The sequence below is a fragment of the Tardiphaga sp. 285_C5_N1_2 genome (genome assembly GCF_052076065.1).
Taxonomy (GTDB): Bacteria; Pseudomonadota; Alphaproteobacteria; order Rhizobiales; family Xanthobacteraceae; genus Tardiphaga; species Tardiphaga robiniae.
In genome coordinates, this window is sequence record NZ_CP197241.1 from 2,294,775 (window position 1) to 2,314,830 (window position 20,056).

Sequence of the window (20,056 nt, forward strand, 5' to 3'; positions counted from 1 at the left end):
CTGGCTATTCCTCGCGAAATGATCGTGCGATCTGGTCACCGATCGGCTTGATCAGAAAAGACAGGACTGTGCGTTCGCCGGTCTGAATGAAGGCTTCCGCAGGCATTCCGGGAACGAGGGCGAGTTTGCCGAGGCGCGCCAGTTGCTGCGGCGGGATGGTGATCCGCACGATGTAATGGGAAAGCCCGGACTTCTGATCCAGCGTCAGGTCGGCGGCGATGCGGCTGACGCTGCCGTTCAGTTCGGGCGTGGTGCGCTGGTTGAAGGCCGACATGCGCAGCACGGCCGGCTGGCCGAGCCGTATCTGGTCGATGTCCTGCGGGTTGATCTGTACTTCGAGTGCCAGCCTGTCGCTGTCGGGCACGATCAGCATGACGGTGTCGGCTGGCGAAATCACGCCGCCAACGGTGTGCACCGCGAGCTCGTGGACCAGTCCGCTTTGCGGAGCGATAATATCGATCCGCTTGAGCTGATCTTCTGCAGTCACCTTCCGTTCGACATATTCCGCCGTCTGGCCCTCGATGTCGCGCAGGCTGCTGGCGACTTCGCTGCGGAGGTCCTGGTCGACCTGAATCATCTGCAACTGTGTTTCGGAAATCTTGCCGCCCGATTGCGCCTGGGCTTCAACGAGCCGGCCGCGTTCGCCGTCGAGGTTTGCCGCTTCGCGTTCCAGCGCCATCATCCGCTGAATGGGCACCAGCCCTTTCTCCCAGAGTTCGCGCACGCCTGTCAGTTCGCGTTGGATCAGGCCGATGCCGCGAATTTTCGCTTCCTCCTGAGCCACCAGGCCGCGCACTTCCTTGCCGTATTGAAGGGCGCGTTCGCGAAGCTGCGCTTTCTGGCCGAGGCGGGCGTCGCGGCGCAGTTCAAACAGTCTGTTCTCGCCGGCCGTGAGCTGTGCGATTTCCGGATCGGCGGCGCGTGATACTAGTTCGTCGGGGAAGGCGATGACGCCAGCCTCGTCGCGCTCGGCGCGGAGTCGCGCACGTCGCACTGCGAATTCGTCGAGCCGTTTGGTAACGATGGCGAGATTGGCGCGCGTCTGCGTCGCGTCGAGGCGCATTATAATGTCGCCCGCGGCAACGCGTTGCCCTTCGCGGACCAGAATTTCGCCGACCACACCGCCGGTCGGGTGCTGGACCTTCTTGACGTTGGTATCCACGACGAAGTGTCCCGCGGCGACGACCGCACCGGCCAGATTGGTCGCCGCGGCCCATCCGCCGATGCCGCCGACCAGCACAACACCCGCCAGCGTGGCGATGCCGAGGTGGCGCAGGATCGAGTGGGAGACCGCCGAGACATTGCTATCGGGCATCGCGATCTTCCATATCGTCATGAGGATGGGTGCTCACTCCCGACTTGTCGGCGGGATTGGCGATCACCCGCAGCGGCGTCAGAGACCGCGCGGTGGCCGTATGGCCGGTCGTCGTGCCGCTGCCATGTGCTGCGGGGGCGGGAGCCTTCAGCGCTTTGCTGAGGACGTCCGCGCGCGGACCGAATGCCTTGGCGCGACCGCCTTCCATCACCATGACGAGGTCGACGGCGCCGATCGCACTCGGACGATGCGCGATGACGATGGCAATGCCCTTGCGCTCGCGGATGGCAGCGATGGCACGGATGACCGCCGCTTCGCCCTCGACGTCGAGATTGGCGTTGGGCTCGTCGAGAACGACCAGGAACGGATCGCCATACAGCGCGCGTGCCAGCCCGACGCGCTGGCGCTGGCCGGCGGACAGGGCGGAGCCGGCTTCGCCGATCCGCGTCTGGTAGCCATGTTCCAGCCGCAGGATGAGATCGTGCACGCCGGCAGCCTTGGCGGCAGCGACGATGGCCTCAGAGTCCGGGTCATCTTCGAAGCGGGAGATATTCTCGGCAATGGTGCCATCGAACAGTTCGACGCCCTGCGGCAGATAACCGATATCGCGACCGAGCATCTCGCGGTCCCACTGGTCGAAGCTGGCGCCGTCGATGCGTACCTTGCCGCTGGCGGGTCGCCAGGCGCCGACCAGTGCGCGTGCCAGTGTGGACTTGCCGCTGCCGCTATGGCCGATGATGCCAAGAGCGCTTCCGGCGGAGACGGTAAAGCTCAGCCCCGTGACGCTCGGCCGTTTCTCTCCGGGCGGCGCGATGGTCATCGCTTCGACGCGCAGATCGATATGGGCACGCGGCAGTGCCATCGTCTTGGTGGCTTCCGGCATGCGCGTCAGCAATTCATCGAGCCGTGCCCAGCTCTGCCGTGCCATCAGGAACGGCTTCCATGTCGAGATGGCCAGATCCACGGGAGCAAGCGCGCGGCCCATCATGATCGAACTCGCCACCATCACGCCGGCGCTGGCTTCCTGCCTGATCACGAGATAGGTGCCGACGCCGAGCATGGTCGACTGCAGCAGCGCACGCAGCGCGCGGGCTACGCCACCGAGGCCTCCTGCCACATCGCCAGCTCGTCGATTGGCCGCCAGATAATCCGAGTTGGTGCGATGCCAGCGCGCGGCCATCCGGCCGCCGAGGCCCATCGCGCGCACCACTTCGGCATTGCGACGGCTGGCCTCCATCAGCGCGTTGCGAAACATGCCGTGTTGCACGGTGTCGCGGGCGGGTCCCCTGGAGCTGGTATTGGTGAGAAGGGTGAGGGATACGAGGATGACGGCGCCCACGAGGGCCGTGATGCCGATCCAGAAGTGAAACACGAAGCAGATGGCGAGGTAGAATGGCATCCACGGCAGGTCGAAAAAGGCGGTCGGGCCGGGGCCGGACAGGAAGCCGCGCACATTGTCGAGATCGCGCAAGGGCTGCAGGCCATCGCCCGGCAAAGGCATCTCAAGCGGCAGGCCGACAACGGCATCATGCACACGGCCGGACAACTGATGATCGAAGCGCTCGCCGATGCGCAGCAGAATGCGCGATCGAATGATGTCGAAAAGGGACTGAAAAGCGTAGAGCGTGGCCGCCAGCACACCTAGGCCGATCAACGTCGAAACGCTGCGGCTGGCCAGCACACGGTCATAGACCTGCAGCATGAACAGCGGCGCAGTCAGCGCGAGCACGTTCACGATGCCGCTGATCACGGCGATCCCCGCGATGGCGGGCTTGAGTGGCGAGATGGCCGCCGCAGCCAATGGCTGCGACGGACTTCGCTGCGGAGCTTTCACCACGACAGCTCTGCTCAGACGGTGAAGTGGCCGTCCAGGATCAGACCAAGCATGTCTGTCCCGACATAGCCATCGAGCTGGATCGAGTTGGCGCCATCGGTGATGGTGAGCACGTTGCTCTGATCCCACCAGTTGCTGTGGTTGAAGAACAGATCGACATAGTTCGAGATGTTGGTCACGCCCTGCAGGTCGAGGACGTCGAAATCGCCGGTGGCCGCGTGAAAATCCAGCACGACGTCATTGGCCCATCCGTCGGCGAAAACGAGCGTATCGTTGCCAAGGCCGCCAGTGAAGCTGTCATTGCCACCGAAGCTCAGCATGACATCGTCGCCGGCGGTGCCGGTCTGGATGGTGCCTTGTTCGGCAAAATAGCCGTAGAGGCCGTTCAGGCTGCCATTCTGCGACAGATCAGTGATCGCAGCATCGAAGGCCGGCGTCAGCGTTGCGCCGCTGAATCCAATCGACAGACCGGGATCCTGGACCCACAGGTCGGTCGATGAGACATAAGCCAGATTGCTGCCGAGTGTCAGGTTGGTGACCGTGCCATCGATGACGCCCGGCGTATAGGAGAAGTCATCGCCGTTCGCGATGACCGACGATTTGTCATTGTCGACGCCGCCGACGATGCGTGTGCCGGCATACCATTGGTCGGTGGTGTTCTTCACGGCGTTGAAATTTCCGGTGCCGCGATATTCGAAATTGTCGATCCAGTTGTCCAGATAAGCGGGCAGGTTGCTGCTTGCTTCGCTGTAGGTGATAGTCAGTGCCATTGTCGTTCCTCAGGATTTGGGTTGTCGGGACGTCGTGATCCGGCGGCGCGTCGTGATCACTGCAGGCGATCCCGATGCAGGGAGCTGACGCGACATCAGCGTCGCGTCAGCAGGTTGCGTGGCCGCCAGTTCGCAGCGAAGTCTGTTAGACGAAGGCGATATCGCTCCAGTCCAGCGTGCCGCCGCCGTCGAAGTTCACGGTGATGGTGCTGGTCAGTCCGTTGGTTGCATCGGCATAGGTGATGACATTGCCGGACAGGCTGCCGCCCGCACTCTGGAATGCCGCGGCATTTGCCCAGCCGAAACCTGCGAACTGAATCTGGTCGGCGTCGTCGAAGAAGTCGGTGATGACGTCGTTGCCCCAGCCCTGGGCAGCGGTGCCCGCGGCGGTGTCGTAATAGTCAGCGCTCCAGAGGAACGTATCGACCAGCACGGCTCCATTTCCGCTCAGCACGTCGTTGCCCGCGAAGCTGAGGAGAACGTCGTCGCTCGTCGTGCCGGTCTGGTTCGTCCCCTGTTCGGCGAAGTAGTCGGTCAGACCCGCGAACGACTGACCGAAGAACGTCCCGCCATCGACCAGCCCGCCATGCGACAGCGAATAGATCGCCTGATTGAAGGTGGTGGTGACGGGCATGTAGCCGCTGCTATTGGTGATGATCAGTTCCTGATCCTGCACCCACAGATCCGTGGCTGGCACATATTCAAGATTATGGCCGAGCGTGAGCGATTCCACGTCGCCGTTGAAGGTGCCTGGCGTGTAGGTGTAGTCATGGATGTTCATGATGACGGAAGGCAGATTGTTGTCGGTGCCTTCGGTATCGACACCGGCCGACCATTGATCCTGGCCAGTGAACGAGGTGGAGAACCAGCCGTTTCCGTTGTAGGTGAAGTTGGCGTCATACGACGCCAGATATGTGGCGAGGTCGCTGCTTGCTGCCGTAAGCTGAAGATTGAGTGCCATTCTCGAAACCCTTCTCTGCTTGTTTTGCCCGCCTTGTGGTGGGCCTCCATCCACGCCAATGGGCGGGGAATTTCTAGAACTTGTAGTTCAGCGACACCGTCGCTGTACGGCCCGGCGCGGCGTAGAAATTGGCACCGACCGCCGGCGCATAAGCGAGATCGGTGACATTGTTCACGGCGAAGCGTAGCTTGGTCGTTTCGTCGAAGCTGTAGGATCCGTAGATGTCGTAGACGCGGTAGCCCGACATCTCGTAGCCGCTGCGCAGCGAGCCGAGGGCAGGGACGGTCTTCGACACGTCGACGATGCGTGTGCCCAGCGTCAGTTTCTCGTCGAGCAGCCGGATGCCGGCATCGAGCGTCACGCGCAGCTTCGGCTGCTCGAAGATGACGGCGGCGCCACGGCCGGCATTGATAGGCATGTTCCTGCCTGACGGGGTCGTAAAGCTGTCGGCGAAGTCGGTGTCGATGCGCGTCACCGTGCCGCCGATATAGAAGAATCGCGCGTCGTAATTGGCCTCGATCTCGACGCCCTTCATGCGCGTGATGCCATCGAGATTTACGAATGAATCATATTGCCTGGTGTTCACCGCCGGGTTCAGGATGTAGCCGAAGCTGATGTAATCGGTGATCTCCCGATAGAAACCGACGGCCTTGAAGCGGATGGCGTCGCGCTCGGTCAGGATGCCGTTGGCCAAAACATTGAAGCCGGCTTCGTAGGTGTCGCCGCGCTCCGGACGCAGGAACGGGTTCGGCGCGTAGCCATTGATTTCATTTGCATCGTGGCCGCCGTTCAGGAACGATTCCATCACGGTCGGTGGCCGATAGCTCTTGGAATATTTGGCAAAGGGTTGCAGCCACTCGACCGGCTGGAAGGCGACCGTGAAGCTTGGCAGCCACGCGCCGCCGGACTTGTCGATATCGACATCATAGGGGGTGTAATAAGCCGGACCGTAGATCGGCTCCGTTACAGCAGCCGACCCGAGGGAGCAGCCGCGCCGATTGCAGAATGGCGCCACTGCGGCCTTGATGATTCTCACGCCGATCTGGTCGTACTGCGGGTCACCAATGACCGTGGTCTTGCCATAGAGATGATGCCAGTCGTAGCGGATGCCGCCGGTCAGCGTGACCCATTCCGCTGGCTTGAGAGTTGCGCTGCCGAAGCCGCTGACCACATCGCGGTTTCCGCTCGGCGTGCCGCCGGTCAGCAGGCTGGAATAATCGACACCGTTGGGGCCGAGGAATCCGCGCTGCAGCGTCGTCTTGCCGTCGTCGGTGAAGGCCTCCAGCCCGTAATTGAGCGCCAGCGCGCCGATGCCGGTCTCGAAACGGCTGGTATTCTCGACGCTGCCGCCCAGCGTCGAGAATACGAAGTTCGATGGTCCGGTCAGCGCAACGGCGCCGTCGGAGACCGTGTCGTTCTTGAGGTGGTTGTAGTAGAGCTTGGCCTTCAGATCGACGATGTCATTGCCCGGATTCCAGTCGAGCGCTGATGTGAACGTATCGTTGGCGACCTGCTCACTGGACTTCAGGATGCCGCCGCGAGCGATCGTGTTGTCATAGTTTCCGGTATTGTACCGGGAATCGTTATGCAGCCAGCCGATCGTGATCTTCACGTCTTCGGTCGTCAGCGCCTCGGCCTTGAGGATCGTCGAGAACACCTCCTGGCCGGAGAACAGGAAGACATTGCCATCATAGGCCGTCGTGCCGCCGCCGATGGTGCCGTTCTTGCCGATATCGTAGGCTCCGATGTTCTTGTAGCTGACGCCGCCGAGCACCGAGAAGCGCTCCGACACGCGGACGGCTGCCGCCGTCGAGCCATCGAAATTGTACGCATTGGTACCCGTAGTGGCATTCACCACGCCGCCATATTGATTGCCGGGCTTGATCAGGTCGTCGGCGATGAAGGTGCGGAAATTGACAAGGCCGCCGAGTGCGCCGGCGCTTCCAACGCCCGACTTCGTACTTTTCTCCACGTCGATCTGGCGCAGGAAGGCGGTGTCGACATAGGTCCGCTGCGTCGCACCGTGGCCGCTGCGCTGGAAGTTCTGCCGCGCGCCATCGATCATGGTGGCAATGCGGTCCTGGTCCTGCAGGCCGCGGATATTGACGCTGATGCCAGGGTTCTGCGCCGCCGAGCGATTGGCATAGACGCCGGCTACATTGTCCAGGAGATCGCGCGCGTTGCGCGTCGGGCTGCTCTCGATCGCCTCGCGGGAAATCACGCTGACCGCGGCCGGTCGCTGATAGACCCAGTCCGGCGTTCCCTGATAGCCGGAGCCCGTCGTATTATCGCTCCTGGCCGCATCGACGACGATCGTATCGAGCTGGACGCCGTCGCCCGAAGGGACGGGCCCCGCGCGGCTCTGCGACGGATCGATCAGTAACGCGGCTTTCGGGCCGGTGATGCGATACGTAATTCCCGTGCCGGCCAGCAGTTGTCCCAGCGCTTGCGCGACCGTGTAATTGCCGTGCAACGGCTGGCTGCGGATGTCTGGCGCGAGCTGGATCGTGTAGAGGATGCGCCATCCGCTGCTGGCGCCGAGATCGGCAATTGCTGCTGCAAGAGGTTTGGCGGAAATGTTGAGCGGGTAGGTCGTAGGGGTGGTCGCTGTTGCTTCGACATTGTTTTGGCCAAAGGCCGGTACTGTCGTGATCAACGGCAATATGCCGATCAGCCCGCTCGCCACATGGCGAGCGACGCTCCGTCTACCCCCGAACCGCATTACGCACGAACTCCGCTGTCTCGTTGTTTGCTGTGCGCCGCCCCAGCGCCGCGAAGAGCTTCTGCTCTTCACCCAGTTCAACGAGTCACGAAATCAAACCCACATCAGGTCGGTACGTGTTGCGGTTTAGAATTCCGGTAAACAGCGGAGGAATTCAGTAGATAACGGTCACCCAGGGGGTGATCTGGGCGACGTTGCCCTCGATCATGCCGGCAATGGCTGTGAGGCTTTCATCGACATTGGTGGTCGGAAACGTGCCGGAGACGAGCAGATCGCTGAAGCGACCGCGGATGACGATGCGGCTCGATGTCTGACGCTGCAGCGCTTCGACGACCCGATGCAGCGGGACACGGTCGAAGACCAGACGGCCGGATATCCACGCGAGCCTCGCCTCAATGTCTCCGGTTTCGACGGTGCCGAGTTTTCCGTCGGACACGCGCATATGCTGGTTTGCGGATAGCTTGACGGTCGCATCGCGGTCATGGCCGGCGACCGACACCAGTCCGCGCTGAACTGTCACCTCGACACCATCAGCCGTGCGGTCGATATTGAAGGCAGTCCCGAGCACGCGGATTTCGCCTGCGCCGCTGTCGACCGTAAAGGCGGTCTGGTCGGGCTTTACATCGAAAAAGGCCTGGCCATGGCGCAGGACGACCCGGCGTCGACCATCCTTGAAGTCCAGGTCCAGCGCAGTGTCGGCACCGATGTTGAGGCGGGAGCCGTCCGGCAGGTCGCGGGCGACCACCTGACCACGCGCCGTGACAATATCTGCCTGCCAGTTCTCGAGCATCGATGGATTGATGAACCAGATGACGCAGGCTGCAGCGATCGCTGCGGGCAATGCCGGCCACCATCTCATCTGGCGCCGGGCAGCGATGTTGCCGAGACGATGGCCGGATGCAGCCAGCCGAATGGCAGGCTCCTCAAGCTGCTGCCAGATCGCCGCTGCTTCGCGATAGGCAAGTTGATGACGATGATCCTCATTGAGCCATTGCCGAAAGGACGCTTCGTCGGCCTCGGTTGTCGTCCCGTCGCGTCGGATGAGCCAGAGATCAGCGGCGGCGCACTGTGCTTTCGTTGGCCGGTCGCCAGGTTTCATCAGCAATTCCTTCGATCGATCGAAAAGGCGACGCGGGAATGCTCCTGCCGTTAGAAGCGTTCCAGCTACTCCTACCTTTACAACGAGCGACGAGAAAGAACCCACATCCATTTTAGCGGAAATCTTTGCTGGCGAGGTTGAGATGATCGTTCACAGCGGCGCGGCAGTGTTGCATGGCGCGTAGCAGATGTTTTTCGACGGCACTCACGGAAATGCCGAACCGCTGTCCGATCTCGGCATTGGATTCGCCATTGACACGTCGGCGAATGAAGATCTCGCGGGTTCGGGCGGGAAGCTGCGCGAGCGTGCGATCCAGCGCGGCAACGGCCTCGCGCGCCTGCAGTGCTGCGTCTTCCGATGGCTGCCCGGGACTGAGCTGTTCAGGCAATACATCGGCGAGCATATGATGCCGCCGCGATGCCGTCAGGTTATGATCGATCGCGGCGTTCCGGGCTGCAGCGTAGAGAACGCGCTTGTTGTCTTCGTCCGAGCCATTGGTGCCGGCGGCAAGTACCCGGGCGAAGACGTCCTGGACGATCTCCGAAGCCGCTTCACGATCGCGGACCCGGCGACGTACCAGCGTTTCGAGATGAGCGCGATGTGACGTAAAGAGCCTCGCGATCGTGCTCTTCCAGAGGGTCATGATGTCACGCGTTCGAACAAGACGGGATTCGATGCGTTGCGGTGATCATTGAGAACGGGACGATAGCTGACCCATACAGACGATAGGTTGTCTGCATGACGAGATCGTCGACCATGTCACCGACGGCGCCAATGTCGCTATCGGAAATCTCGCTCATCACCGGTTCCTGTGGTCAGGATGCTCCTGATCTTCCGGCAGAGATAGACGGTACCACCGTCCAGCTCAAGTTGTTGATGAGGACGTGATATAGAACGGTTCGAAATTCACGGAAGCCTGGCCCCGCGAAGTGCCGGTACGGGATATTCCGACACTCAGGCCACAGCCACAATCACGTGCGCCTGAATTTTAGCAGCAACCTCGCCGTTGCCATGTCTGCGCGCAATTTCAGATGCGGCGTAGTCGGTTGCAGCTTCCAGTTTTCCCGCGTCTCTGGCTTCGATTTCGGTGCGAAGAACAGTTCCCTGACAATAAGCAACGGCCGGAAGGCACGGCGAGGATGCGCGGCTTTGTTCGGCTCTCGTCTCGATCATCACATGGGAGAAACCTGCGTCCTCCAGCTCGCGACGGATCAGTGCCGTATCGTGGTAGCCGTGCGGCGTGCGCGCCAGAAAGCGCGGCGGATCGTCCGGGAAAATCTTTGCGAGAGCATTCGTCACATCGTCAGCAAATACATTGTCCTCGATGCGATCCCATACATTGAATAAAAGATGTCCTCCGGGCTTCAGAACTCGCTTCGCTTCGCGGTAGGCAGATGGGCGATTAGGAAAGAACATCGCACCGAACTGACAACACACGAGATCGAAGGCCGCATTTTCAAACGGGAGCGCCAGAGCGTCCGCTTGTCGCCATGTGATGCGATTGTCTGGAGCTTGTCGCGACGCGGCGTAGTCGAGCATCGGCTGGTTGAGGTCGGTGACAATATAGCTTGCGCCGGGGGGCAATCTTGGCACCAACGCGCGGGTGACGACTCCGGTGCCCGCGGCGATTTCCAGAACGGAGCCCGGCGCGAAAGACGCTGCGCGTTGTGCAAGATCTGCGGCGTAGGGCTCGAAAATCAACGGCACCATATAGCGGTCGTAGTTTTCCGGAATCGAGCCAGCGAATAACTTGTCCGTTTCCAGCATTGCTATCACCCGTCGTCCGTTTGATGGCGCGCGAGACTAGCATGGATTGTCGGCTTCGTCCCGAAGGGCGAGAGCCGGGCCAAGGGCCATTGCGTTTGGCCGGACGTCAGCGATTCAAATTCCCAGACCGGGAGCGCGAACGATGCGGCTGTCCAGATGATGGACGGCTCCATTGTTCGCATGCATCAGCATGGGGCGTGCATCGTCGGGACCGGAAACAGACGATCTGGCTATAACTCTTAGCGACAGCTACTTCAGCGCATCCGAGACCAGCCTGAATTTCTGGATGCGCTTTCCGGTGTCGACTTCGGCTGTGTAGACATTGCCCTTGGCATCGACAGCCATGGCGTGAATCCAGTGGAACTGGCCGGCTTGGCGGCCATTCCGGCCGAAGGTGCCGACGACCTTGCCGTCGTCGCGATTGATGACGCGGATCTCGTTGTTCTCGCCGTCGGCGGTCAAGAGCCAGCTCTGTTTCGGGTCGGGCCACACCGCGAGATCCCACACCGCGCCATTTCCGAGCGTGGCCTTCTCGTAGAACCACTCCTTCACGAAGCTGCCGTCCTTCTTGAACACCTGCACGCGGTTGTTGATGCGGTCGCAGACATAGACAAGGCCGTCGTTGGCGAGCTTCACGCAATGCACGGGATTGCCGAATTGTTGTGCCACCGGCGCGTTCGGATCATAGGCCGCCTGCTTGTCGTCATTCGGCTTGTTGCCGTAGGCACCCCAGTGCCGCTTGTAGGCGCCGGTGGTGGCGTCGAACACGATGACGCGGCGATTGCCGTAGCCGTCTGCGACATAGATCTCGTTGGCATCCTTGTCGATGGCGGTCTCGGCGGGCTTGCCGAGCTGGGTGGTGTCGTTGCTGCCCTTGCTCGGCGCGATCTTGCCGATCTGCATCACGAATTTGCCGTCGGTGGTGAATTTCAGGATCGCATTGTCGTTGTCGAGATTGCCACCGACCCAGACGAAGCCTTTCTCGTCGACTTCGATGCCATGTTCGCGGCCGACCCATTCGTAGCCTTCGCCGGGACCGCCCCATGAGCGCAATAGATTGCCGGCGGCATCGAACTCCAGCACCGGCGGCGCTGAGACGCAGCATTTCGAGCGCGGCGGATTGAGCGCTGCGCCTTTCTCGTCATCGGTGAGCGAGCGCGGGCGGTGGATCACCCAGACATGGCCGTCCTTGTCGGTCGTGATGCCGCCGACCTGGCCGAGGATCCAGTTGTTCGGCAGCGGCTTCGGCCAGGACGCGTCGACCTCGAAGCGGGGGATATCGGCGGCGCGGGAGGAGGGAGGTGCGAGGGACAGCGCGGCGAAAGCGAGGGCTGCTGTTGCAAGTGCACGCAGTGACCGCGCGCGATGAGTTGGCGACGCCATGACGACCTCCCTGATTGTCGGTGCGGGTTGTCCCGCTTGGGAGGGAGTGAATAACGCGGCTAGCTATGAGTCAACCGAGAGGCAGTGATTGCTGGTGTCTCAGTTCGAATTCCCCAAAAGGACGCTAGCCTACCAGCAGGGCCGGAAGCTCGCTCATGCTATCGAACAGTTCGGAGCAATCTGTACCCAGTTCCAACGCCACTTCGGCGTCACCAGCTGTAAAGCCGAGCACGCGCATTCCGGCGGCCTTGGCCGCCCAAATTCCGGGCAGTGAATCTTCAACGACGATGCAGCGCGACGGGTTGACCCCCAGCGATCGTGCGGAGTGCAGAAAAAGCCCAGGGTCCGGCTTCCATGAACCAACCTCATAGGCGCTGAATATGCGTCCCTCGAAGTGTGGAAGAAGCTTGGTCAATCCGAGAGTGTGCGTAAGTTTGGACATTGGCCCGTTTGATGCGACGCAGACTGGAAGCGTGATTGATGCTAATGCCGCGTGAATCCCTTCCACAGCCTGCAAATTTGCCTCGAACGCAATCGCTATGGCTTCCCTCAAGTCCGCGACAAAGTGATTGCGAACGCGGCGCCCCGATCTGCGTTCAATTTCGGCGACGCAGTCTGCCATTTTCATTCCGCGAAACAGCCGAATTGCTTCTTCCGCACTAATCGCAGCCCCCTCAGCAGTAGCTGCTTGAGCGAGTACCGCAAGAGCGATCCTCTCGCTATCGACCAGAACACCGTCGCAATCAAAGATCACTAGTTCGATCATAAGCGATGATCCATGTCGTCTCAGTTTGCGGGGTCTCTCGCCTTATAGGTTCTACGCATCTTTGAGGAAATGCGAGCGCCCGGTCCTCGATCGCAGCAAGCAGTTATGGGGCAGGTGCGTGGAAGCCCATCACCTTGCCGGTCTTGTAGTCGACGAACTTCCCGGTCTCCGTCCATGACGGCAGGCAAAGCGGCACGATGGTCTCTGCAACTTGCGCCGGCGTGTCGAGCGTTTCGGGATCCTCGCCGGGCATCACGATGGCGCGCATATGCGTGCGCACCGGGCCGGGATTGAACAGGTTGACGCGGATATTGGTTGTGGCGGTCTCATTGGCCCAGACGCGCACCAGCGTTTCCAGCGCAGCCTTGGAGACGGCATAGGGGCCGCGATAGGCGGAGGCCTTGCTGGCGGTGCCGGATGTGACGAACACGGCGCGGCCCGCATCGGACTGCTGCAGCAGCGGTTCCATGCAGCGAATGAGCTGGAAGTTGGCGGTGAGGTTGGTGGCCATGGTGTCGTTCCAGGCCTTCAGCTCGATATGGCCGAGCGGCGACGAGGGGCCTGCGACGCCGGCATTGCCGACCAGAATGTCGAGCTTGCCATGGCGCTCATGCAGCGCGGCGCCGAGGCGCGACAGGCCGTCGAGGTCGGTGATGTTCAGCGGCACCAGCGTGGCGCTGCTGCCCTCGGCACGGATCGCGTCGTCGAGTTCTTCAAGGCCACCCTGGGTGCGCGCCACGGCGACGATGTGCGCGCCGGCCTTGGCCAGCGCCAGCGCAGTGGCATAGCCGATGCCGCGCGAGGCGCCGGTGACGAGGGCGATGCGGGAGGCGAGGGGTTTGGTCATAGCGCGGCTCATAAATCTCAGGCGTCATCCCCGCGAAGGCGGGGATCCATACACGGGAGGGTTATGATGCGGAAAGGTGGTCGTGTCTAATCCAGAGCGAAACAAATTAGATCGTCGCTATGGATCCCCGCTTTCGCGGGGATGACACCCGATAAGACTGCGATCAGCTCGCCTCGGCCAGCAGCGAGAGCTGCCGCGGGGCATCGATTTCGCTCATGTCGGTGAGCGGGGTCGGATAGTCGCCGGTGAAGCAGTGGTCGGCGAATTTCGGATGGGCGGGATCTCGGCCGGGTTCGCCCATGGCGCGGTAGATGCCGTCGACGGAAACGAAGGCCAGCGAGTCCGCGCCGATCAGGTCGCGCATTTCTTCCAGCGTGTGCGTGGCGGCGAGGAGACCGGCGCGGTCCGGCGTGTCGATGCCATAATAGTCGGGATGGGTGATCGGCGGCGAGGCGATGCGGAAATGGACTTCCCTGGCGCCGGCGTCGCGCATCATCTTGACGATCTTCTTCGACGTGGTGCCGCGCACCAGACTGTCGTCGATCAGCACAATGCGCTTGCCTTCGATGGCGGCGCGGTTGGCCGAATGTTTCATGCGCACGCCGAGTTCGCGCACGCTCTGGGTCGGCTGGATGAAGGTGCGGCCGACATAGTGATTACGGATGATGCCGAGTTCGAACGGCACGCCCGAAGCGCGGGAGTAGCCGATCGCGGCAGGCACGCCGGAGTCCGGCACCGGCACGATCACGTCGGCTTCCACATGGGTCTCGCGGGCGAGCTGTTCGCCCATCGCCTTGCGGGTGTCGTAGACCGAGCGGCCGCCGACGATCGAGTCGGGGCGCGCGAAGTAGATATATTCGAAGATGCAGGGGCGCGGCGCTTGCGGCGCGAACGGCTTGTGGCTCTGCGCGCCGTTCTCATCGAACACGATGACTTCGCCAGGCTCGATGTCGCGGATGTACTTGGCGCCGATGATGTCGAGCGCGCAGGTTTCCGAGGCGAGGATCGGCGAGCCGTCAAGTTCACCCAGCACCAGCGGGCGGATGCCGAGCGGATCACGGGCGCCGACCAGCTTCTTGTTGGTCAGCGACACCAGCGCATAGGCGCCTTCGATGGCGCGGAGTGCTTCAATATAGCGGTCGATGAAACGGTTGCGCTTGGAATGCGCGACGAGGTGCAGGATGACCTCGGTGTCGGTGGTCGACTGCATCATCGCGCCGTTCTTCACGAGCTCGCGGCGCAGGGTCAGACCGTTGGTGAGGTTGCCGTTATGGGCCACTGCAAAACCGCCGGCATTGAGTTCGGCGAATAGCGGCTGGACGTTGCGGAGAATGGTTTCGCCCGTGGTGGAGTAGCGGGTATGGCCGACGGCGGCGGTGCCGGGCAGGCGCTCGATCACTTCGCGGCGGGAGAAGGTGTCGCCGACGAGGCCGAGGCGACGTTCGGAATGGAAGCGCTTGCCGTCGAAGGCGACGATGCCGGCCGCTTCCTGGCCGCGATGCTGGAGGGCGTGGAGACCGAGCGCGGTGATCGCCGCCGCATCGGGATGGCCGTAGATACCAAATACACCGCATTTTTCGCGGAGCATGTCGCCGTCTAGATCGGGATTTCGCATGGTGGTGCTCGCGTCGTCGGAAGGGCTCTGCATCGGATCCATCGCGCCTTTCAGGTGTCGCGAGAAACTAAGAACGCCTAGCGTCCCGCCGGTTTGCCATCGATCAGCTTTTTCAGGCTGTCGCGGGCAGGTTTGGAATAGCCATCCGCGGCGCCGGGCGTTGCGGGCTCGGCGTCGGTCGTATCCTCATCAGGTTTGTTTTTCTTGAACCTCTTCAAGATGGTGTTTTCAGGGTCATCCGGCAAGAGTGCCATCAGCCAATCGCCGGTTCCCTGCAGAACGACGCGCGATTTGGCACCCGTGACCCAGTCCGGACGCTGCTTGTCCGGGACCAGCCATGAGAAGAACAGGAAGGCGACGACCACGATCAGGAGGCCGCGGGCGAGGCCGAACAGGAAGCCGAGCGTGCGGTCCAGCGCGCCGATGCGCGAATCCAGGATCATGTCGGAGATGCGGACGGTGATGATCGAGACCACGATCAGCGTGCCGATGAACACGCCGGCCACCACCACGATGCTGGCGACGGTATCGTTGTTGAAATAAGTTTTAGCGGTCGGGAGCAGCTTCTGGAAAGCAAACAGGGTGACCAGCGCCGCCGCGCCCCAGGCCGCGATCGACAGGATCTCGCGCATGAAGCCGCGGACCATGGCCAGCAGGCCGGAGATCAGCATGACGCCGAGCAGGACAAGGTCGAGAATCGTGATCGGCATCGGCTGGTCAGGTCCGCTCGTGAATCAGAAACCGCGAATCGGCACAGGCTGCCGCTTCAGGTGACGGTGATATGGCACGTCTCGCAAGGCCGGAAAACCGCTATCGGCCGTAAGAGCACACCTGATCACACCATTGTTCCGCTTTCGGCAGAGGGCCTTAACGGAGCGTGTTGCACATCTGCGCAGTCTGTCGCGCGCGCATTCTATAGCGGCCGCGGCAGCGCAGGTCACGTCGCTGTCAGCCGTCCTGGCGCTTGAATCGCGCCGGTACGGTATTTTTCTCGGCATCTGTGCTTTTGCTGTTGTCGCGCGTGGGTTTGACGCCGCGCGCAGCGATATCGGCGACCAGCGAGGTCAGGCCGCCGATGGTATTCAGCGACAGTCCGGCATCGCCGCCGGGATCGCCGCGCGCCGATTCCGGCAGCACTGCGCGGCCGAAGCCGAGTTTTGCCGCTTCTTTCAGCCGCGCCGAGGTCTGCGCCACTGGGCGCACCGCGCCGGACAGCGAGATTTCGCCGAAATAGACCGCGTCGGTGGGCAGCGGCGCATTGCAGAGCGACGACACCAGCGCTGCGGCCGCGGCCATGTCGGCGGCGGGCTCGTTGATGCGCAATCCGCCGGCGACATTGAAATAGACGTCGTAGCCCGACAGCTTGACCCCGCAATGGGCCTCCAGCACTGCCAGCACCATGGACAGCCGGGAGGAATCCCAACCCACCACGGCGCGGCGCGGCGTGCCCAAAGTCGTCGGCGCAACCAGAGCCTGCAGTTCCACCAGCACCGGGCGGGTGCCCTCCATGCCGGCGAAGACGGCGGTGCCCGGCGAGCCGAGATCGCGATCGGACAGGAACAGCTCGGACGGGTTGGAGACCTCGCGCAGGCCAAGCCCGGTCATCTCGAATACGCCGATCTCGTCGGTCGGGCCGAAGCGGTTCTTCACCGCGCGCAGGATGCGGAACTGCTGCGAGCCTTCGCCCTCGAAGGACATCACGGCATCGACCATATGCTCGACCACACGGGGCCCGGCGATCTGGCCGTCCTTGGTGACATGGCCGACCAGGATGATAGTGGCCCCGGATTTCTTGGCGAAGCGAATGAGCGCCTGCGCCGAGGCGCGGACCTGAGTCACTGTGCCCGGCGCGGATTCCACGGTGTCGGTCCACATGGTCTGGATCGAGTCGATCACGATCAGCCGCGGCACCGTGCCTTCGGACAGCGTGGCGATGATATCTTCGACCGAGGTCTCGGACGCGAGCTGCACCGAGGCGTCTGCAAGGCCCAACCGCGACGCGCGCAGCCGCACCTGTGCCACGGCTTCTTCGCCGGAGATGTAAACCACGCGATGGCCCGCCCGCGCCATCAGGCTGGTGGCCTGCGTCAGCAAGGTCGATTTACCGATACCGGGATCGCCGCCGATCAAGAGCACCGAGCCGCGCACGAAACCGCCGCCCGTGACGCGGTCGAGCTCGCCCATCCCCGAGGCAATGCGCGGCGCATCGTTGCTCTGGCCGGTCAGGCTTTCGAGATTGAAGGTGCGCCCCTTGCGCTTGGAGCGCGCGCTGACCGGAATCGTGGTGACGCCGGTGGTGTCCTCCTCGGCCAGCGAATTCCACTCGCCGCAGGCGTCGCACTTGCCCTGCCACTTGTTATAGGCGGCACCGCAATTCTGGCAGACGAAGGAGAGGAGGTTTTTGGCCATTGGCGGAAGGAATCGCGGCTGTAGGTGTTTTTGGTTTGTTCTCTTGGTCTACGCGGTTGAACGGGGCATTTGCAAGTTTCTTCTCGAAGGGTTTGCCAGCCTCGCCAAGTGGGACGCATCGACCGGCACATGGGCAAGGTCTGTTCGGTTGCCAAAATTCCGACGCGCGAGAACTGGTCGGCAATGTCGGCCTGGATCGCCTTTGCCGCAGCGATGCCGGAGGTGCAGCCTCTGCAGCGGTCCTTCTTCAACTTGGCGATTGCTTACGCTCGGTGGACGCGCCGCGAGCAGAATCCAGATGCAAGCAGTGGTGAGCAATCGAGGCTGCTCGACCAACCAGCTGAGCCGAGTCCAGCGCTTCGCGAGTCCATTCATTCTGCGCAGTAGCTCGTGTGGAACTGCACGTGCGACGAATCCTTCATTAACCTCCGCTCGATAGCCTCACCGCAGTGTCGTCAGCGTGAGGTGTGCCGTGCGTATTTTGATGATTGTGCTGGGTGCAGCGATGCTGGCGACGCCGGTACTTGCCTCTGACTACCGTGATGCGCGCTATCGCGCCGGCACCGCGCGCTATCCCATCACGATGGATACCGGCATTCGCGCGCCGCCGCCGCTTTACTATGTGGAAGCGCCGCCACGTTATGTGCGGGATCTGAGAACGGGCGAACCGGGCCAATGGGTGGTTCGCCAACCGAGTGTGTTCGAGCAACTCTTCGGGCTGCCCCGCGACGGTTATTAAGATAGTCCGCAGGGACCGGTTGATCTCACGCTGCGCTGGGCTGTGAATCCAGACGCAGTGCAGCTGTGTCTGCGTTGGCATCCTGATAGTTGCCGTCATCAAATCTTAAGCACGTTCATCAAGGTAAATATCAGGACCGCGTTGACCGGTGGTGGTGCTTGGCTAAGTGTCGCGCATCAAAGCGATACGAACCCATTTCAAACAAGCTCGCCACGGGGTCTCATCATGACAAAATTGATTGCTGCTGCGCTGTTCGCCACTGTCGCCGGAATGGCGATGCCCGGTGTTGCCTCGGCTGGCTGCTATAATTGCTACGCGCCACCGCCGCCGTGCCAGACTTGCTATCAGCAGCAGGTGGTGCCGCCGCAGTATCGCACGGTCGAAGAGACGGTAATGGTCGCTCCCGGTCGCACCGTCGCGCGCCGCACGCCAGCGCAGTACGAGACGGTGATGGTGCCGAAGACCGTGATGGTCGCGCCTGCGCGCGTCGATTACGAGCGCATTCCGGCGCAATACGCCACGCAGCAGCGTGTGCAGATGGTCGCTCCGGCGCAGGTCTATTACGCACCGGTGCAGCAGGGCTGCTCGACCTGCAACCGCGGATACGGCTACTAAGCCGCGGGTAGCTCAGATTTTCAGGACTGCGATCGGCCGCCTCAGGGCGGCCGATTTGCGTTTGGGGAGGGCGGTGCAGGCAGTCAGGACAAACCGCTCTTGGCTTTCTCGCATGCGGGGAATATATGATTCATGTACGAATCATATAGGAGGCGCCCATGGGTATTGTGAACATTGACGACGATCTGCACGATCAGGTGCGCAAAGCGAGCACAGTCTCGCTTCGTTCGATCAATGCGCAGGCCGCCTATTGGATCAAGATCGGCATGCTGTGCGAGACCAATCCGACGCTCAGTTTCAATGAGATCATGGCGCGTGAACTCAGCTCCGCAGGCGTTTCGGCTCAGCCGCTGGCTGTCGGTGCAGCATGACGAAGCGGCCTGAGGAACTGGCCTTGCTGGCCGAATCCGGGCGGCTCCTGGCGTCCGTCTTCGCGCTGCTGGATCGCAGCTCGCTCGCCGGCCTATCGACGCTTCACGTGAATGAAATGGTCGAGCGGTTCATCGTCGACGATCTCCAGGCCCGACCCGCAAGCAAGGGCCAATATGGCTATGGTTTCGTGTTGAATGCGTCGGTGAACGATGTGGTCTGCCATGGCATTCCATCGCAATCGCATGTGCTTCGCGACGGCGACATCGTCAATTTCGACATCACGCTCGAGAAGAACGGTTACATCGCGGATTCCAGCAAGACCTATCTCGTTGGCGAGGTGAATCCGGCCGCCAAAAGGCTAGTCGAGACCACCTATGAGGCGATGTGGATGGGCATCCGGGCGGTTCGCCCGGGCGTGCGGCTCGGAGACATCGGCTGGGCGATCGAACGACATGCCAGGCGCAACGGCTATTCCGTGGTGCGTGAATATTGCGGTCACGGCATCGGCCGGGAGATGCATGAGGAACCGCAGGTTCGGCACTTCGGAAAGCCGGGGACGGGCCTCGCCCTGCGTGAGGGGATGGTTTTCACGATCGAGCCGATGCTCAATCGCGGCCGGCGGAATGTGAGAACCATGGATGACGGTTGGACTGTTGTGACGAGAGATGGGTCGCTGTCCGCGCAATTCGAGCACACCGTTGCCGTGACAGCGTCCGGCGTGTCGGTGCTGACGCTGCGTCCCGACGAACCAGGGCGTGGACTCCTAAGCGCGTAGCCAAATCCTAATGGCGCTTCCGGAGCCGTGGCCGATATCGCGCTTCGTTGCAGCAGCGGCGCGGCTC

20 protein-coding genes are annotated in these 20,056 nt (G+C 62.1%); 5 read left to right on the plus strand and 15 right to left on the minus strand.

Annotated features, from left to right (window positions below; genetic code table 11):
• Window positions 1-4: 4 nt before the first annotated feature.
• The 15 genes from AB7951_RS11000 to radA form a co-directional block, all read right to left on the minus strand.
• The gene (locus AB7951_RS11000; protein WP_120292281.1) at window positions 5-1,315 is read right to left on the minus strand and encodes an HlyD family type I secretion periplasmic adaptor subunit; all 1,311 of its coding nucleotides are present in this window, start codon (window positions 1,313-1,315) and stop codon (window positions 5-7) included.
• On the minus strand, window positions 1,305-3,149 hold the full coding sequence (locus AB7951_RS11005; protein WP_439062665.1) for a type I secretion system permease/ATPase: 1,845 nt from the start codon (window positions 3,147-3,149) through the stop codon (window positions 1,305-1,307). The genes AB7951_RS11000 and AB7951_RS11005 overlap by 11 nt, the downstream gene beginning before the upstream one ends.
• Window positions 3,150-3,163: 14 nt before the next feature.
• Complete coding sequence (locus AB7951_RS11010) at window positions 3,164-3,919, minus strand: hypothetical protein (RefSeq protein ID WP_120292285.1); 756 nt, start codon at window positions 3,917-3,919, stop codon at window positions 3,164-3,166.
• A 145-nt stretch (window positions 3,920-4,064) separates the two neighbouring features.
• On the minus strand, window positions 4,065-4,880 hold the full coding sequence (locus AB7951_RS11015) for a hypothetical protein (RefSeq protein ID WP_089263918.1): 816 nt from the start codon (window positions 4,878-4,880) through the stop codon (window positions 4,065-4,067).
• 73 nt (window positions 4,881-4,953) lie between these two features.
• The gene (locus tag AB7951_RS11020) at window positions 4,954-7,536 is read right to left on the minus strand and encodes a TonB-dependent hemoglobin/transferrin/lactoferrin family receptor (RefSeq protein ID WP_441255776.1); all 2,583 of its coding nucleotides are present in this window, start codon (window positions 7,534-7,536) and stop codon (window positions 4,954-4,956) included.
• 220 nt (window positions 7,537-7,756) lie between these two features.
• On the minus strand, window positions 7,757-8,701 hold the full coding sequence (locus AB7951_RS11025; RefSeq protein ID WP_158596854.1) for a FecR domain-containing protein: 945 nt from the start codon (window positions 8,699-8,701) through the stop codon (window positions 7,757-7,759).
• 112 nt (window positions 8,702-8,813) lie between these two features.
• Window positions 8,814-9,344, minus strand: coding sequence for an RNA polymerase sigma factor (locus AB7951_RS11030; RefSeq protein ID WP_120292291.1), 531 nt, complete (start codon window positions 9,342-9,344; stop codon window positions 8,814-8,816).
• A 4-nt stretch (window positions 9,345-9,348) separates the two neighbouring features.
• Window positions 9,349-9,501 carry a hypothetical protein gene (locus AB7951_RS11035; RefSeq protein ID WP_176454537.1) on the minus strand — a complete coding sequence of 51 codons (153 nt, stop codon included), beginning with the start codon at window positions 9,499-9,501 and terminating at the stop codon, window positions 9,349-9,351.
• A gap of 154 nt (window positions 9,502-9,655) precedes the next feature.
• Window positions 9,656-10,468 (minus strand): methyltransferase domain-containing protein, encoded by an 813-nt coding sequence (locus AB7951_RS11040; RefSeq protein ID WP_120292293.1) that lies wholly within the window; start codon window positions 10,466-10,468, stop codon window positions 9,656-9,658.
• A 249-nt stretch (window positions 10,469-10,717) separates the two neighbouring features.
• A complete protein-coding gene (locus AB7951_RS11045; protein WP_120292295.1) occupies window positions 10,718-11,851 on the minus strand; it encodes a hypothetical protein in 1,134 nt (377 codons plus the stop codon).
• Window positions 11,852-11,975: 124 nt separating this feature from the next.
• Window positions 11,976-12,617: an HAD family hydrolase gene (locus tag AB7951_RS11050; RefSeq protein WP_120292297.1), complete on the minus strand. Its 642-nt coding sequence runs from the start codon at window positions 12,615-12,617 to the stop codon at window positions 11,976-11,978.
• 103 nt (window positions 12,618-12,720) lie between these two features.
• Window positions 12,721-13,464, minus strand: a complete 744-nt coding sequence (locus AB7951_RS11055) for an SDR family NAD(P)-dependent oxidoreductase (protein ID WP_439061686.1) — start codon at window positions 13,462-13,464, stop codon at window positions 12,721-12,723.
• Between the two features lie 163 nt (window positions 13,465-13,627).
• Complete coding sequence (gene purF, locus AB7951_RS11060) at window positions 13,628-15,121, minus strand: amidophosphoribosyltransferase (protein WP_081421779.1); 1,494 nt, start codon at window positions 15,119-15,121, stop codon at window positions 13,628-13,630.
• A gap of 35 nt (window positions 15,122-15,156) precedes the next feature.
• Window positions 15,157-15,789, minus strand: coding sequence for a CvpA family protein (locus AB7951_RS11065; RefSeq protein WP_093758276.1), 633 nt, complete (start codon window positions 15,787-15,789; stop codon window positions 15,157-15,159).
• A gap of 238 nt (window positions 15,790-16,027) precedes the next feature.
• Window positions 16,028-17,488, minus strand: a complete 1,461-nt coding sequence (radA, locus tag AB7951_RS11070; RefSeq protein ID WP_120292301.1) for a DNA repair protein RadA — start codon at window positions 17,486-17,488, stop codon at window positions 16,028-16,030.
• A 129-nt stretch (window positions 17,489-17,617) separates the two neighbouring features.
• Between radA and AB7951_RS11075 the strand changes: the two genes are divergently transcribed.
• From AB7951_RS11075 to map, 5 genes are all read left to right on the plus strand, one after another.
• A complete protein-coding gene (locus AB7951_RS11075) occupies window positions 17,618-17,875 on the plus strand; it encodes a hypothetical protein (protein WP_120292303.1) in 258 nt (85 codons plus the stop codon).
• Between the two features lie 85 nt (window positions 17,876-17,960).
• Complete coding sequence (locus AB7951_RS11080; protein WP_147421723.1) at window positions 17,961-18,227, plus strand: hypothetical protein; 267 nt, start codon at window positions 17,961-17,963, stop codon at window positions 18,225-18,227.
• 276 nt (window positions 18,228-18,503) lie between these two features.
• A complete protein-coding gene (locus tag AB7951_RS11085; protein ID WP_120292547.1) occupies window positions 18,504-18,842 on the plus strand; it encodes a hypothetical protein in 339 nt (112 codons plus the stop codon).
• Window positions 18,843-19,000: 158 nt separating this feature from the next.
• On the plus strand, window positions 19,001-19,213 hold the full coding sequence (locus tag AB7951_RS11090) for a ParD-like family protein (protein WP_120292307.1): 213 nt from the start codon (window positions 19,001-19,003) through the stop codon (window positions 19,211-19,213).
• Window positions 19,210-19,989 (plus strand): type I methionyl aminopeptidase, encoded by a 780-nt coding sequence (map, locus tag AB7951_RS11095; RefSeq protein ID WP_120292309.1) that lies wholly within the window; start codon window positions 19,210-19,212, stop codon window positions 19,987-19,989. Before AB7951_RS11090 ends, map begins: the two co-directional genes overlap by 4 nt.
• The last annotated feature ends 67 nt before the right edge of the window (window positions 19,990-20,056 follow it).